General features: G+C 39.7%; 7 protein-coding genes. 1 reads left to right on the top strand and 6 read right to left on the bottom strand.

Annotated elements, in window-relative coordinates; all coding sequences use genetic code 11:
* Positions 1–44 precede the first annotated feature (44 nt).
* The 6 genes from ACULLH_RS06395 to ACULLH_RS06370 form a co-directional block, all read right to left on the bottom strand.
* A complete protein-coding gene (locus tag ACULLH_RS06395; RefSeq protein WP_454087891.1) occupies positions 45–1634 on the bottom strand; it encodes a glycoside hydrolase family 5 protein in 1590 nt (529 codons plus the stop codon).
* A gap of 278 nt (positions 1635–1912) precedes the next feature.
* On the bottom strand, positions 1913–3001 hold the full coding sequence (locus ACULLH_RS06390; RefSeq protein ID WP_454087890.1) for a glycoside hydrolase family 5 protein: 1089 nt from the start codon (positions 2999–3001) through the stop codon (positions 1913–1915).
* 75 nt (positions 3002–3076) lie between these two features.
* Entirely contained in the window at positions 3077–5554 is a 2478-nt protein-coding gene (locus ACULLH_RS06385; protein ID WP_454087889.1) for a glycan-binding surface protein, read from the bottom strand.
* Positions 5555–5584: 30 nt separating this feature from the next.
* Positions 5585–6667, bottom strand: a complete 1083-nt coding sequence (locus ACULLH_RS06380) for a hypothetical protein (RefSeq protein ID WP_454087888.1) — start codon at positions 6665–6667, stop codon at positions 5585–5587.
* Positions 6668–6680: 13 nt separating this feature from the next.
* On the bottom strand, positions 6681–8249 hold the full coding sequence (locus ACULLH_RS06375; RefSeq protein ID WP_454087887.1) for a RagB/SusD family nutrient uptake outer membrane protein: 1569 nt from the start codon (positions 8247–8249) through the stop codon (positions 6681–6683).
* Positions 8250–8269: 20 nt separating this feature from the next.
* Positions 8270–11359, bottom strand: coding sequence for a SusC/RagA family TonB-linked outer membrane protein (locus ACULLH_RS06370; protein ID WP_454087886.1), 3090 nt, complete (start codon positions 11357–11359; stop codon positions 8270–8272).
* Positions 11360–11970: 611 nt separating this feature from the next.
* On the opposite strand from ACULLH_RS06370, the gene ACULLH_RS06365 reads away from it, so the two are divergent.
* Positions 11971–16092: a hybrid sensor histidine kinase/response regulator transcription factor gene (locus ACULLH_RS06365; RefSeq protein ID WP_454087885.1), complete on the top strand. Its 4122-nt coding sequence runs from the start codon at positions 11971–11973 to the stop codon at positions 16090–16092.
* Positions 16093–17061 lie beyond the last annotated feature (969 nt).

Below are 17061 nucleotides of genomic sequence, written 5' to 3'. Positions count from 1 at the left end.
CGAACAATAAGATGTATTCGTTAATGGCCACCAACGCCTTGCGTTTAGTTTGTTGTAACATGTTTTTCAACAATGGCCATTTGAGGTTTGTCCATGCCATTTTCTGGCTCAATGGATAAAATATAGTCTCCCCACCAAGGCCCTGCGGCCCAATATGTTCCGTTAACACAATTCTGTTTTAGATATTCTAAAAAATTATCCAATGCGGCCAACCATCTATCATCGTTTGATGGAACACCATATTCACCGATGAACCCTTTTAATTTATTGGTCCGTAGCCACTCGATAAATGGTTTTACCCTGTCCACCCCAATATTTGGGTTTGCTCCCTCGCCGTCGTAAGAACTGTCATATTTTCCGGAAGCGTCATTGTCAAAATAAACATGGGCTTCAAAGACAAGATTGTTTGAAGGGTCTTTCAAATCTTTTAATGTATCACTGCGGGTCATCCAACGCTCCGCGGAACTCCAACTATCTCCACCAACAATTATTCTGGTATTGATGTCGTGGTCTCTTATACCAGTAATAATATTTTGGGCAATATTAAACCAAGGCGTGGACGAAAGCATATCATGTGGTTCGTTCATAATTCCATATCCCCATATTTCATCCCGATCTGCCAGGGCAGAGGATAATTTGCTCCATAAATCCTTAATATGACCTGTTGTTACATTTGCAGAACCAATAATGTGATCAGTGCCGTTTATGTTATATCTTCCGTAATTGTGCAAGTCAAGAATGACGAACATATTCCTGTTTTTTGCCAATTGAAGAAAATTTTCGATTCTTCCCAGTTCTTCACTGTTTAAATCACCTCCCAAAACGGGTTGGACTCTTTCCCATCTAAAAGGCAATCGCATAAGTTTTAATCCTTTGGAATTGAAATAATCAAGTTCTTCAACAGTGGGATAAGTGTAATCGGTATTATATGTACCTGGAAAATTATTCCCAAATTCTGCCCCCGCTAGATTTACTCCAAAAGGCAACTGGAGGCAATTTTGAGTCTGAAGGTTAAGCAAATATGTTTTTTGAGTCATTCCGTCTTGTGCTGTAATCTCAAAAGATATGGGGCTTTGACTTATCTGTAGAACCTGTCCCTTGCTTATGTTTGATGTGGCGAAAGATGAAAATTCAATTGTTTTTACAACTACCTCTATCGTATTGTTCGGCAAATAGTTTGAAAGGGTTATGTCTGTTCCGTTTATCACAGTTGTATAAACTGTGCCATTTGATTCTAGTTCCAAACCTAGCAGATTGGCGCTGTTTGATACAGACGCGACCTCTAAGTTTAAGCTAAAGGATTTTTTTGTTCCATCTTCCGCTGTTACTTCAATTGAAATAGGACCATCACTTACTTGTAGATTGTCTCCAGTGCTTCTGTTTGCGGTAGCTTTATCGGATATAGCTAAGGTTTTGATGCTTACTTCTACCGTTGAGTAGGGTAAGGCACCTGAAAGCGTTATATTCGTTCCACTTATGGAAGTGGTGTACGTCCTTCCCTCGTGTTCTAAATCCAATTTCAACAAGTTTGCTTCGTTGGATTTGATATCGGTCGGGTTAATTGAGTCATCTTTACTACAAGAATTGAGCAAAACTAAAAGTATCAAAACTGTAATTTTTCTTACTGATTTCATGTTTTTTTTATTTTAAAGTCTCCTTCACAACTTGGAACCAGTTCACTGTCCTGCAAGTAATGAGGTTATTAAGGTTATACTTTTTTGGTTTCTGCCATTATCACCCCATGATTTGGTTTTACGCGTTGATTACTAGTGTTAAAGGGAGCTATTTGTATGGCTCATCGAATGATATTTAATATAATTTCTGTATTGTAGCCAAAAAAAGCCACCAACTAATTAATCTTCGAAGCAACCGAAGACCAAATTCGGTGTTTCAATTATCAAAAAGAGTACTTTCAATACGCTTTATTCTTATTTCGTATTTCGTTTCTTATCATGGTTCCAGAAGTAGTCAAATCCGATAGTGGCCAATCACCAGTAGTGCTAGCCCCCGGTTTTAATGCCGCTGAAAGCTCATCTTTATCAGCGATTGACCAATTTAAATGTGAAATGCCGTGCTCATCCAAAAAGTTCCACCATATTTCTGCCTCTTCGGCATTGATCGTACCATCCCCATTAGCCTCTGACACACCATATTCGGTCACAAACAATGGAATATCGTTGTTAATTGCCACCAATGCCTTATCACGGAGTGCCTTCTTATGGGTAGCTGCATAATAGTGCAAGGTGTACATAACATTCGGGTCGTCTATTTTAGAAAAAATAACATCGTCCACATCTTGGGACCAATTAGGCGTGCCACAAATAATGAGGTTGTCAGGATCATACTTCCGAATCTCGGCGATTACTGCGTCATGATATGGTTTTAATACGTTTGACCAAGAAAGCTTTAAAGGCTCATTATATGTTTCATAAATGACATTGGGGTAATGTCCATATTTTTGAGCCATTTCGCCAAAAAAGGCAATCGCCTCGTCTGAATGGTTTTCAGCATTGTGGTCGTGCCAGTCAATAATGACATACAAACCGTGTTCTAAAGCAGAATCTATCACTGTGACTATTTTTTGTTTCTCAACCTCTGGATTTGCTAAATAACCTCCATGCTCAACCGCCAAAGCGGCCCTAATAACATTACATTGCCAATCGTCTTTTAACCATTTGACCGTTTCGGCGGTATAGTATTTTCCAACCCATTGGCTCCAATAAAATGACATCCCCCTGAGCTGAACCGGGGTGCCATTTTTGTCAACCATTTTGTTCTTGTTGACAGATAGTTGTCCGTACTCTACTACTGCTGATTCATAAGAAAGGTTATTTTCATTTTCATCGTTTTCCTTGTTTTCTGGTTCCCCATCTTCAGAAGAATTATCCTTTTGTGCGATTTCTTCCGTCTTCTTATCATTGGCTTCAGAGGAAGAACAACCTGGATTTAAAAAAAATGCTAAAAACAAAAACAATGGGAAATATTGATATATGATTTTCATATTTTAATTTTTATCTACCCCTAATAGGCAACACTTTATAGGGACTTATTATAACAAAAGCCAACAAACCGACTGCTATTTTTCTTCGAACCTCACGTTATCCATAGCGAAGTTCAACAGGACATCAGCGTTCTGGAACGCCATCCCGAAATCGGAGTCTACAAGACTAAAATCGGGTACGCCCAAAGCCGACAAGGGAATTTCTATGGTCTCCCATCCATTGGTTCCAAAGGGTTGTCCGGAATCGACCCATGGTTGCCAATCATAAAAGGCATCCACCCCATCGGCATCCCTAAAGCGTATTTTAAACGTGCCTGCCGGAATAGGTTCAATAATGTTGATATCGAATTTGAGCACATAATCATCGATATTATCAGCCACTACGTTTTGTCCATCCAAGGTCGAACCGTTTCGAAAAAACAACGCTCGGAAATCTGTATTTCCGGTCTGGAAATTGGCTCTACCGTAACTGGTACCATCCAATGAGATGACAGGGTCGTTCTCTGCCTGCACATCGCCCCACCAAGGCCCTTTGTTGTCCCAATCGAAGAAGACCAAATCTGGATCGTCCACTTCGTCAGGTCCTCCACACTCATAACCTGGAACATCAAACCTCACATTATCCATGGCGAAGTTCAACAGGACATCAGCGTTCTGGAACGCCATCCCGAAATCGGAGTCTACTAGACTAAAATCGGGTACGCCCAAAGCCGACAAGGGAATTTCTATGGTCTCCCATCCATTGGTTCCAAAGGGTTGTCCGGAATCGACCCATGGTTGCCAATCATAAAAGGCATCCACCCCATCGGCATCCCTAAAGCGTATTTTAAACGTGCCTGCCGGAATAGGTTCAATAATGTTGATATCGAATTTGAGCACATAATCATCGATATTATCAGCCACTACGTTTTGTCCATCCAGGGTCGAACCGTTTCGAAAAAACAACGCTCGAAAATCTGTACTTCCGGTCTGGAAATTGGCTCTACCGTAACTGGTACCATCCAAGGAAATAACAGGATCGTTCTCTGCCTGCACATCGCCCCACCAAGGCCCTTTGTTGTCCCAATCGAAGAAGACCAAATCTGGATCCGTGACTGGATGCGTACCATCACAACCTGTAGAGATGCCCAATGCTTCAAGTAATTCGTTTGGAATCAAAACCCTATTTATTTCGTGTATCACACCATTCGAAGCAGCTATGTCGGTATTCAATACCAAAGAAGGCGTCGCTTCTGCGTATGATGGTTGCAACCTGATTGCATCCGTATTATTAACGTCGAAAGAATCGCCTAGCACAGTACTCACAGAACTACCATCTGTCAATTGGGATTCCAATAAAGGTCCAGCGTAGAGATGGTATTCCAACAACTTTTTGAGCGTATCTATCTCTTCGGGAGTGTCAAAATCATCTAGAGAGCTAAAATTACCAATTGCTGCAAATAATGCCACAAATGCATCATTATTGGGCGCAAAAACCGTTAAATTATCGGTAATCGCACTTTCCGAAAGACCTGTCAATTCAATGGATGCCTTTAAAGAAGTGAGCCCTTTGTCCTCCAATCGTGATGGTATATCCAATGTGGCTCCTAAAACTTGTTGAAATATTGCATCTGGCAACAATACTTTGTCGGTGCCATGAACGATTCCATTGATTCCTTGAACATCGGTTAAATTGATTTCGGCATTGGTGTGGGAAGCATCATCTATTGTTGTTCCCATTACGGAAAAAAATTCCCCTTGAGCCGACTCCAGACTTTGTCCATCCACTTTTCTCGAACTCAAATTAGAACCGACAATAACTTGGTACAATAACACTTGGACCAAAACATCATCGGGAACATCCGCCAATGAAGACCATCCAAAAGCGGCATCCAACTGAATCATAAGCATTTCAAAAGCGGCATTACTGGGCGCAAAAATTGTAAATGGACCATCACCTTGTAATACTTCAATCAACTCTGCTTGTGATAAGGCTTCAGCCAATGTGGAATAATTGGGGTTTGCCGCTACATGCTCAACTACACCTGGGGGAAGCAACAAATTATCTACCATATGAACTACACCGTTTGTACCACCTAAATCAAATTTGCCCTGGACAGGTGAGGCTACGCCATTGAATTTTAAATCTGAGGATGTATCTACAAAAAAACTTAGGTTGTTACCATTCGTATCTGCGGCCATAGTCGTCCGATATCCTGTTTCCAGGTTTGAAGACACATCTGCGGTTTTAGTTTCCCATACATGATTAAGTATGATGTTTTCACGTTCCAAAGCCGATAATGCAGCCAAATCTACCTCATTAAAGGCGTTATTTGTCGGTGCGAATAAGGTAAACGTAGTACTGTTCGCCAACGTTTCGTCCAATTCAAATTCTTTCAAAGCTTCCAATATGGTTGATGCTTCAGGCGTGCTCGCCAAAATCTCAGTAATGCTTTGGTCTGGCGTATCCGACTGTGGGAATAAATCATCATCTTCTTCACAAGACAGTAATGAGAAAAATGTCAGGGAAGCTATTGCAAGGTTAATGGTTATATTTTGTCTAATAAATGTCATAATGTTGTTATTTGAAGTTTATGGGACATCTTATTCTATAAATCCGAATTGGTCTAGATAGAATAAGTAAGGACCTTCTTCTCCCCTGAATATTTGGAAATCGATTCTTGTAATGGTCTCAGGACCTGTACCCTCGGGATAAAAGTCCGTCAATGGTATACTTATACTGTTCCATTCATGGGGTACAAGATCGAAACTAACAATGGCATCAAAGTCGTTAAGCCCACAAGCTAGTTTGGTCGTGATATCATTTGCGGGATATATCTGGAGGTTAATGCTACTGTGATCTGCAATAACCAAATCTGATGTGGCTGCAGTTGCCGTAAAGGTGAGACCAGCCCATGGGCCACTTTCCCTTCTAATGGAGGTTGAACCAAGTGCTACTTCATTAGAGGGCTCTTGGGTGCCATCCCATCCTCCAAGTTCCCAATCATTTATAATCTCATCTGTAAAAACAGCATAGTTAAATCCGTAAGGCTTTGATCTGGCAAATGCACCGTTCACATTAACAAAAATGAAGGCACTAGTAACTCCTTCTGGCACTTCAACAGTAAGGGTGGTCGGCGTGACTTCTATAATACGGGCTTCCCTCTCCACTAGATTCCCATCTTCTTTAGAGCCTGAAACGAACGAAACCTCATCGACATCAGTGAAATCACCCCCAGTAATGACAACGGCATTCGTGCCTTCAACAACTTCTTCGGTAAACTCATCGATTGTAAAAAGCAAAAAGTCGTACTCCGCTACACCATGAGAAGTTTCAACCGTCAACTTATTTGAAGTACCTAGGAAGGGTGCATCTAAAGGAACTTGTGAAATTATTTCATTTTCAGTTACGAACGAGCGGTTAAAATTACTTTCAAAGCCATTATATTTTATAGAGGTTGTACTTAAGAGGTTGGCACCTTTGATATAGTACGTACTTCCCAAAACACCGGCTTGAACAGGACTGTCCTCTATCAAATCGGTAACACCTGTAATTATAGGCGCTTCCATGTTTCCTGTGTCTAAGTTATTTGTATTGAATTCATTACTGCACCCTACAATGGCAATCATTGCCAATATGATCAGTATATATTCAAAGTTTGCTTTATGTGAAATGTTTCTTTTCATTTTTGTTTTATTTTTAATTGAAATAGGGTACTGGCGGATCTAACAAAGCTGGGTTGTTCAATGTTTCGTTGGTGGGGTAAGGGAACAACAGTTTGTCTGCCGTAACTGTCACAAACCGATTTCCTATACCATTAATAGCTCCTCTCTCCGTGTCGTTGAACCAACCTCGCTGTCTTGTTGACAGGTACTCCAAGACATCATCTCTTCGTATGGCATCGTACCAGTGATACGCCTCTAGGGCGAACTCTATTTTTCTTTCTTGAAAAAGATCTTCAAAAGTTGGGTTGCTGATCGAAGGTAAGCCTGCACGATTTCTTATCTTATTTATTGAGATCTCCGCCTCCACCAAAGATCCCACATTGCCCCTGATAATGGATTCTGCGTGGGTCAACAGAACTTCAGCATAACGAAGCAAGTAAACGTTGTTTGGATAACTACCAGTGGTCCCTCCTCCATTTGTTGCCGGTGTGCCAATAACATATTTTTTGACCGCAACATTTGTACTCTGTGCGTTACAACCATTGGGCCCTGGAGCAGTATAACCTCCATTTAAGTCTGGGTAGAATGAATTTGGATCCATTATGGTCGCTTTGTATCTTTGATCCATTTCTTTGTCTTCGTACGAATCTTGCAGATCCAATGATGGGCCAATGGATGACCAACCGTCATTGGACCCCGTAATTCCAGGAAGCGCAAAAAAGCTTTGCAGACTATTTCCTTCCGCAAATTTTCCACTTCCTGTCCATTGCGTGGCAATAATGCTCTCAGGATTATTATCATTCGCTGTTAGAAACAAATCGTTGTAGCTACCAGCAATGCCATCTTCTGCAGTGCCCCCTAGAAGTCTAAATTCTCCCGACGCTATTACTTGGGAACTTAATCGATAGGCTTCATCATATTCCCCTAACTTTAAGTGTACCCTGGCCAACATGGACTTTGCCCCGTTGCTGGAAATTCTTCCTGGTGCAGAGGCCTTGGTATGGTTAATCTTATCGGCGGCAAAGTTTAAATCGTTCTTTATGAAGGTATAGACATCGTCTACCAAGTGCCTTGGAATATAATTTTGGTCAACAAGCTCCAAATTGTTTTCTATCAGTGGTACGGAACCGAAAATCCTTACCAAATAAAAATAGGCTATGCCCCTCATTGCTCTTGCCTCCCCAAGAGCATTGTCTATTACAGACTGTGGCACATCGGCATTTGCATTGTCGGGCACCGCATTTATAATGGAGTTTGCATGTGCAATGACGGCAAACAATGAATTCCAGGTTTTACCCAAAGTATTATGTTCACCAGTTACCCCAAACAAATCGAACTCTTGGTTTCTTGGGTCCCAAGTTCTGGCAGTGCCGGCTGACAAATCACCGATAGTCCATGATACTTCAGAAATAAAAAGGTACCAAGGCACACTGTATAAAATATTAGTGGCGCCTTGTATTTGTTCGGCAGTTCTATAAAAATTTGCTGAATTAGGCGAATCTTCAGGTGGGCGATCCAAAAATTCTTTACTGCATGAAATCAAAATCGGTAGCGTCAACAATACTACCAATACCAATCTAGTAATGTTAAATGTTTTCTTCATAATTATAGCGAATATTGTTTTTAAAAGTCAATGTCAATTCCAAGAGTGAATGTTCTGGGAAGGGGAAACCTTCCATTATCTACACCAGCAAGCAACGAGTTTTGATTAAGCGATCCTACTTCTGGGTCATACCCTGAATAATTGGTAAATGTGTACAGGTTTTGTATGGACCCATAGATGTTTAATTTGCTGAACCCAATTTTGTCCAAAAATTTTGCAGGAATACTGTATCCTAGCCGTACATTTTGAATCCTTAGATAAGAGCCATCCTCAATGTATCTATCTGAGATGAATACATTGGGGGTAGCATTCCCTGTATATCTGGGCTGGACTGCGGTGTCAGGGTTTTTCGGGTTCCAATAATCTACGACGGATTCCAATTGGTTTCTAAAAACAAAGTTTCCTCCTGTTAAGGACCTACCCAAACCATTAAAAATCTCATTCCCGTAGGAACCTTGAAGAAAAACACCTAGATTAAATCCTTTATAGTTAAAGTTGTTTTGCCATCCGAAGGTAAAATCGGGATGGGGACTACCAATCACCGTTCTATCTTCTCCTGTGATCTCACCATCTCCGTTTACGTCTTCAAACCTGATATCGCCAAGCCACGTTCTTCCCTGAACACTGGCGTCTCCTACAGGTTGTCCGAATTGTGTGGGCGCATTGGCTAAGTCATTCGTATTTCTGAACAGACCGGCAGTTTTATAGCCATAGAAAACGCCTATTGGTTCTCCAATCGCAGTTTCTGTCAATACTTGCCCCACATCCTCTAAGCTGACCTGCCCATTGATGGTAAGTCCATCAACTAGCTCAAGTACCTTGTTTCGATAATGCGAAACGGTTAATGTGGAATTCCAGGAAAAATCTCCAAAATTCAAGGTGTCAAAATTTAATGTAACATCAATACCCTTGTTCTCCATTTCACCTAAATTGACCCACGGTGGCCTAATGGAACCGGGGCCTCTGCCTCCAAGAACAAAATCGGTAAGGTTTAACTGGAACAGGAAATCGCTGTTTATTTTTCTATAAACTTCGATTGTTGTGTTCAAGTGGCTATCAAATAAGGAAAAATCTAAACCAAGGTTTACCTGTTTTGAAGTCTCCCATTGCACATCGGGATTTGGAATATTAACCACAGAGAATGCACTGCCCAAATCTGTATTATTTGTTCTCAACAGTGCCAAATAGGCATTATTGCTTATTTCTTGATTGCCTACTTCCCCATATCCGCCAAAAAACTTGATGTTTTTAATGGCATTGAAATTTTTCATGAAAGGTTCATTGGATAATCTCCATGCTGCGGAAACGGAAGGGAAGTATCCCCATTTGTTGCCTTCGGCGAATCTTGAAGACCCGTCTGCCCTTAAAGAAGCGGTAATGCTATACTTATTATCGAAGGAATAGATCCATCGGCTAAAATAAGATTCCAACGAATTACTTCCTTTGAATTCATCAATTCTGTGGGTATCGGCACTGGCATTGTTCAACGTAGGCTGATTATTGTCCAAGAAACCTTCACCAATTGTTGTTATCCCATTGAACGATGATTCTTGGGCTTCATGACCGACCAAGAATGTAACATTGTGTTTTCCTCCAAAAACATTGGAATAGGTCAGCAGGTTTTTTACAATCCAAAAATCATTGTTACTATTTACCTTGGTCAAACTTGGGTTGTCAAAAGATACAACACCATAAGAGAATGCCTTGCGAAATTCACTTCTCTTGTTATAACCAAAATTTCCGCCAAATTCACTTCTTAGCTTAAGGTTTTTGAATAATTCTATTTCGGCATATACGTTACCCAGAAATTGGTCTTTTCTTAAATCGTTATCGATATTGTCGAGAATGGCAACGGGATTTGGCACAGCTACGCTGAGCTCATCCGCTACCGGACCGGCATAGGAACCATCAGGATTAAACACCGCTCTCGCAGGGTTGCTTCTAAGTGCAAGGGCAATTATCCCCTCGGTATTACCGTTGTTTACAATGGTTTCGTTGGTTCTATTTACCGTAAGCTGTAGTCCTACTTTTATTTCATTTGTTATCTGGCTATCTAAATTCAATCGGAGACTGGTTCTGTTAAAACCTGTTCTCTTTACGATGCCATCTTGATCTGTATATCCAAGTGACATATAATATTGGGTTCTGTCATTGCCTCCTGAAAAAGATAATTGGTGGTTTTGTAGCAGTGCTTCATCAAAAATTTCGCTCTGCCAATTCGTGCCTTTGCCGAGACGGTCAGGTCGTATAAATTCATTGATTGGAAATAGCCCAAACACCCTCCTCATCTCATTTTGAAGTGCAGCGTATTCTGGCAATTCTAAAACGGGCAAGGGATTTGTGGGTTGCTGAATCGCTGTATAGCTGTTATAATTAATTTTGGTTTTATTTCTATTACCCTTTTTAGTCGTTATTATAACAACACCGTTGGAACCTCGAGAACCATATATGGCCGTAGCCGAAGCATCCTTAAGCACATCCACAGAAGCGATATCGTTTGGGTTGATTCCAGCTAGATTACCTGAACTATCACCGGTATTATCCCCTGAAACCGGTACTCCATCGATAATATATAATGGCTCTGATGATGCATTTATGGATCCTACCCCTCGGATTCTTACTGAAACAGCTCCACCTGGTCTTCCACTGTTGTTCGTAACCGTTACACCGGCAGCCCTACCCTGAATCAACTGATCAATGCTCACTTGGGGTATTTTTTCGATGGCTTCTACACCAACCGATGCTACCGAGCCGGAAATTTGTTCCTTAAGTTGGGTACCATAACCAATAACTACAACTTCTTTTAACTGGCTCAGTTCTTCTACCAGTGATACATTCACGATTGTTTCGTCGCCTACAATTACTTCTTTTTCAGAATAACCCACATAGCTAAATACCAGAATGGCATTTTCACCAAGATTTGAGATAGCATATTTGCCATCAAAATCAGCTATTACACCATTGGAAGCACCCTTCTCTACTATAGTTGCCCCTGGTAAAGGCACCCCGTATTGGTCACTGATTACACCCGTGACCGTTTGAGCAGACATCGCAGATACAACTAAAAATACCAGTACTGTATAAATTCTTTTGCATAGTTTAAAAATCATACAAGTTTGAGTTTTGGTTAATAAATTTTTCATCATAAAATTATTCTCGCAATTGGCATAACAATTAAATTGCTGCCCTTAATCTCAATTGATTATTAATTTGTTCTCTCTTCTCAAAGACATTCAAATTTTTGAGTGTTTTAATTGATGGCTAAGTCAATTGTTTAAACTTTGAATTTGTAGTCTTTAAGGGCATAATTAGTTATTTTTATCTTCTCTCAAGCGGGCATGCAACATAGCTCTCTCATTTTGCAACATCTGTATCAGGATTTCGAAGAGTAGAAAGTTCAAATAGTATAACTTACCAATGTTCAAGCAATTGTAGGTTGTTTAGAAGTATGATGCTATTTTTGATGACAGAAGTTCAGATGACAGAAGTTCATTGGAAGACATGTGTATGCAAACTTGAGAATGCTACCTTTTTTTAATGTAGCTTGGCAACATTTAACAAAAATTTCAAAAAATAAATAAAGAGGTATTAAGGCAATTTTCTAGGTCTAAATATTAAGGGAACAGTGAGCAAAACTTAATATTTCAAACAAATCTTTAAATTTTATCCCATGGTTTTTTTTAAAATGATTTTTAAGGTTTTAAAAAGATACAGCTGCTTTATGACAATGCTAGGCGTCTTAATATCTTCCTGCGCGCTTTGTGGTCAATCCACTGGAAATCCGCTTCAGTTTGTTAGTGTCGGAAAGGATATTTCGAAAAGAGCTATTTCATCCATAACTCAAGACTGTCGTGGTTTTATTTGGATAGGAACCAATAGTACCGGAATTTATAGGTTCGATGGCACAAACCATAAATCGTATTCCCATTCTTTAGACAATAATTCATTAGTTTCCAATAATTCCATCAATTGTCTTTTTATTGATAGTGAACAAAGATTGTGGGCTGGAACTGACATAAGTTTGGAAGTTTATAATCGAAATTTGGACAGATTTGAAAGAATAGATTTATCCAAAACTTTGGATTTCATTCCAAAAAATTTGTTAATTCTATCGATAGCGGAGGATGATTCTGGCAATTTGCTTATCGGCACTCACGGTCAAGGAATGTTGAAGTATGATAAATCCTCAGGTGAATTGATGCAGATAGTTTATGGGGAAAACTCGTTCCCTGATTTGCGTATCTACTCCATCAAGAAGCATTTGAACGGTAAATATTATTTAGCCACCACCTTTGGTTTAATGGAATGGGACACTACAAAGAGTGAGCTGAAAAAAACCGTATTGACAATCGATGGCAGGTCAACTGAAATTAACGAACCATTGGAGACTTTGCTTGTAGATAAGGATGACAACCTATGGCTTGGGACTTATTCCAACGGTATTACCAAGGTTTGTGTTGAATTTGGTTTAGAAACCATGGAAACTTTCACTATAACGAACGCTAAAATCCTTTCTATGCTCCAAAACAAGGATAGGGGCATTTTAATCGGAACTGAAAACGATGGACTATTCGAGATTGGTGTTGACGGAATTGTTCGAAATCAATATACTTACAATAAATTTGACAATAATAGCTTAGCCTCCAATTCGATTTGGTCTCTTTTTAAAGATTCTCAGAATCGAATATGGGTGGGATACTATAGTAAGGGTGTTGCTATGAGTGATGAATTATATAGTAAATTCGACACCCTTGAAAGCCTTGCTGGCAATGAAAACTCGTTGCAGGCCAGCTCGGTCACCGGCATCGTTCAGGATGAGAAGAATCGATTGTGGATTGGAATGGATGGTGGGGGCATAGATGTTTATGACCCAGATGATAGGTCTTTAATGCATCTGGGCTCGGGCGTGGATTCTTATTTTTTCGGTTTAAAGAACGATGACATACAGACGATATTCATTGACACGAAGCAGAATATTTGGGTCGGAAGTTGGAATGGGGGCATTTATTTTCTGCCAGAAGAGTCACGCCAATTTATTAATTATACCATGGAAAGCACCAACGGTAGCATGAAATCGAATAGAGTATTGGGTTTCGCGGAAGATTCCAAAGGTACTTTGTGGATAGCCACTTTTTCAGGATTACACTATTACGACCCTGAGAAGAAACGTTTTTCTTGGCTTAATCTTAAATGGGATTCTGATGGACGATCCATCGACTCTGAATTAAGGACCGTATTGGCAGATTCGCAAGATAATATCTGGTTTGGTACTGCTTCAGAGCTTTATAAGTTAAAAAGAAAAATATCTGGTGATTTTTCTGTAAGTGGTATGTCAAAATATATTACTGATGATGTTGAAGGACATCCAGGTCTAAAGGACATTCAAACAATTTTTGAAGAAAGTAAGGGGAAGATTTGGATTGGTACCGATGGAGGTGGCCTATTCCAGTATCATCCTAAGGCAGAGATTATAAGTCATTTCGAAGCTGCCGATGGGTTTGGGGAAACCTCTATAAATGCAATTGCACAAAGCGATGATGGGGCAATTTGGATTAGTGGAAAATCAGGAATCACCAAGTTGAATCATGGGAACACGGCTTCAATGAACTACACTGTTGATGATGGACTATTGGGAAATTACTTTAACAATAATGCCGTACTCAAAGATAAAAATGGAATATTGTATTTTGGAAGCTATGAGGGGTTGAACTATTTTGACCCCATGAAAATAAAAGCGAATGAACAGCTTCCCAAAGTGTATTTTTCAGATTTCAGGCTATTCAACGAAAAAATCACTCCGGCGGATGAAAAATCCCCGCTCGAAAAGGTCATAGTTGAAACCAATGATGTTACATTAAACCACAATCAATCAGTTTTTACCATAGAATATAGCAGTATCAGTTTCACAAGGCCTGAGAAAAATCAGTATGCCTATTATATGGAGGGTATTGACAAAAATTGGAATTTTGTGGGCGAAACCCGTAACGTAACGTATGCAAACCTATTGCCTGGAGACTATACGTTCAAGGTCAAGGTAGCGAACAATGATGGGGTCTGGAACGACACCCCTATAAGTTTACATATTAAATTATTGCCACCATGGTGGAAAACCAAATTGGCTTACGTCGTTTACGCTCTTATTTTGTCTACGTTGTTGTTTTTAACATACTTGTTTTTGCGTAACCGTATAAAGGAAAAACAGGCCTTAAGTTTAGAACGTGATATGCGTTTGAAAGAAGAGGAACTACATCAAAAAAAGTTACAGTTCTTTACCAATATCTCACACGAGTTTCGAACTCCACTTACCTTGATAAAAAACCCCATCGAAGACCTCATCGACAATAAGGAACTAAACCTTCCGGAAGAGGTAAGGGTTAAACATGAGATTATACATAAAAACTCCGATAGGCTCTCAAGGTTGATCAATGAACTCTTGGACTTTAGAAAATTACAGTCCAATAAGTTTCTTGTTCAGGCAAGTGAATTGGAAGTTGTTACCTACGTTCGTCAATTGGTCGAATACTTTGAACAAGAATCTATAAGCCGCAACATAGAACTGAATTTCACTGGCCCAACTATCCCATTTAAAGTATGGGCAGATTCGGTAATGCTGGAAAAAATCATGTTTAACCTTTTATCAAATGCCTTTAAGGTCACACCCGAGAATGGTGTTATATTTGTCCGCGTTAAAAAAGATAAAGAGCCTACAATCCTTCCATTGATTTCCTCATTAACAAAGGTGGACACTTTTTCAATTTCTGTTGAGGACACAGGGCCTGGAATGAGTCAGACTGAGCACAAAAATATCTTTAAACGTTTTTACCAAATCGGAGCGTTGAACAAAAGTTATTATGGCAGCACGGGAATAGGCCTTGAAATGGTCAAGAGTTTTGTAGAACTCCATCGCGGTAGAATTGATGTGCAGAGTAAAATGGGACGGGGTAGTAAATTTACTGTCATTATTCCGATGGGCAAAGACCATTTTTCCGACCATGAAATTAAATCTAGTGGAATTGACACTGGTGCACTCACCAGTACAAATGACAGCCCCAATCCAGATAGTTTGTACGATTCAAATTCAATACGTCAGGTGGATAAGGAATTCACTTTGTTGATTGTAGATGATAATGCCGAATTACGGCACTATTTAGAAATGGAACTAGGTCGGGAATACAATGTATTAAGCGCAGCAAACGGACTTGATGGTCTCAAAACAGCAAAGGAAAAACAACCGCATCTTATCTTGACAGATGTGATGATGCCTAAGATGGATGGCTTTGAAATGTGTAAGCAAATCAAGAACGACATGGCCACCAGTCACATACCATTGTTGATGTTAACGGCAAAGGTCATGGTAGATGATAAAATTAAAGGAATCAAGCAGGGTGCCGATGCCTATATCACAAAACCGTTCAATATGGAAGTATTGAAATCGACGCTCGTTCAACTGATTACCAGTCGCAGAATACTTTTCAATAAGAATTATGATGGTATTACCACTACTTCAGAGGAAAATACTACGGCGCTCGATAATGTTTTTGTCAAAAGGGTACTGGAGTATATCCGAGAAAATATTGATGATTCTGACTTGGGGGTTGAAAACATGGCCTCTGAGTTTTTTCTGAGCAGAAGCCAGTTATACCGAAAGGTAAAAGCTCTTACCGGTTTATCGGTTAACGAATTTATTCGGAAGATAAGGCTCCAAAAGGCTAAACAAATGTTGGTAGAAGAGGATAAAAATATTAGCGAAGTGGCTTACCAAGTGGGCTTTTCTTCCGCCTCTTATTTTTCAAAGTGTTTTAAGGCGGAATTTGGATATTTACCCACAGAACAGGTTAGATGAGGTTTTAGATACTTATACCAATGGTGTACCTATCGCCTCAGTCAGTAAGGTGTTGGGACATTTTTCGTTAAAGACAAGTCAGATTTATGCTAAGGTGTTTGACAGCATAAATACAATGAAATGGATTTACTGAAGGAGCGGTCAAAAGAACAAGAAAGTCGAAAGCTAGAAAGCGAAACTCCATCCAAAACGTAATCAAGTCCCCAAAAACCTAACCTCTGACTTTTACACTTGTTTCCTGTTAAGTGTTTGTAGCGGTCGTAAAGATAAGCGTAAACCAAAATCACCATAAGGCGCAACCTACTTATTGCCAAGCCGAAGGTATATCAAACAATGACCGAAAGGGAAGTGGGTGGTGTAGCGAGAGGGTAGCACGCTAAAGCAGTGCTACATTGTCCAATTTCTAATCAGAAGGCCAGTGAAATCAATGATTTTTATCGATTCATTCTCTTTATGAAATTTTCGTTTTTTGCTGTAAAAACTCTGGGAACTGCAAAAAACACTGAAAAAGTTTATTGTAAAAACCTAAAGATTGTGAGTAGAGCAATGACACCTTCTTTTTAGCCCAAATGGATAGGCTTACTTTTTTCTATTGGTCTTTTTTGTAGAAATTGACCAAATCCTCTTGAAGCCCCATAAACAGAATAAAAAGTTGACCCATTTTCGTTTTGAAATGGAGCATTTACCTCGCTCAGTATTATTAGTCCCTGGTAAGATTTAGGGCTTGCAGCTTGAAACTTCGTTCCACTCGCTTTTTCATTTTATCGTTCTAAACTACTGCCTAATGTGTAATTTTTCCTTCGCAACCTTCGGGAGCAAAAACAAGATTGAAAAGTACCAAAATTTTAACTATGCAAAAGAGGTTCTTTTAGAAGAAATTCAGTGAATGGAAGGAATCGATTTGATTTTGAAGACTGAAAAAGGAGTAGTTTACAAAAACTTACCAAATATTGTTACATATTTCTTATT

It is taken from the genome of Flagellimonas sp. 2504JD4-2 (assembly GCF_053642935.1).
Note: the sequence above shows the minus strand (reverse complement) of the source record. Positions and strands in the feature narration are given on the sequence as shown.

Bases quoted from the DNA above. Each gene is read 5' to 3' on its own strand.
- ACULLH_RS06370 (WP_454087886.1), bottom strand. From the start codon at position 11,359: ATGATTTTTAAACTATGCAAAAGAATTTATACAGTACTGGTATTTTTA.
- ACULLH_RS06390 (WP_454087890.1), bottom strand. From the start codon at position 3,001: ATGAAAATCATATATCAATATTTCCCATTGTTTTTGTTTTTAGCATTT.
- ACULLH_RS06385 (WP_454087889.1), bottom strand. From the start codon at position 5,554: ATGACATTTATTAGACAAAATATAACCATTAACCTTGCAATAGCTTCC.
- ACULLH_RS06395 (WP_454087891.1), bottom strand. From the start codon at position 1,634: ATGAAATCAGTAAGAAAAATTACAGTTTTGATACTTTTAGTTTTGCTC.
- ACULLH_RS06380 (WP_454087888.1), bottom strand. From the start codon at position 6,667: ATGAAAAGAAACATTTCACATAAAGCAAACTTTGAATATATACTGATC.
- ACULLH_RS06365 (WP_454087885.1), top strand. From the start codon at position 11,971: ATGACAATGCTAGGCGTCTTAATATCTTCCTGCGCGCTTTGTGGTCAA.
- ACULLH_RS06375 (WP_454087887.1), bottom strand. From the start codon at position 8,249: ATGAAGAAAACATTTAACATTACTAGATTGGTATTGGTAGTATTGTTG.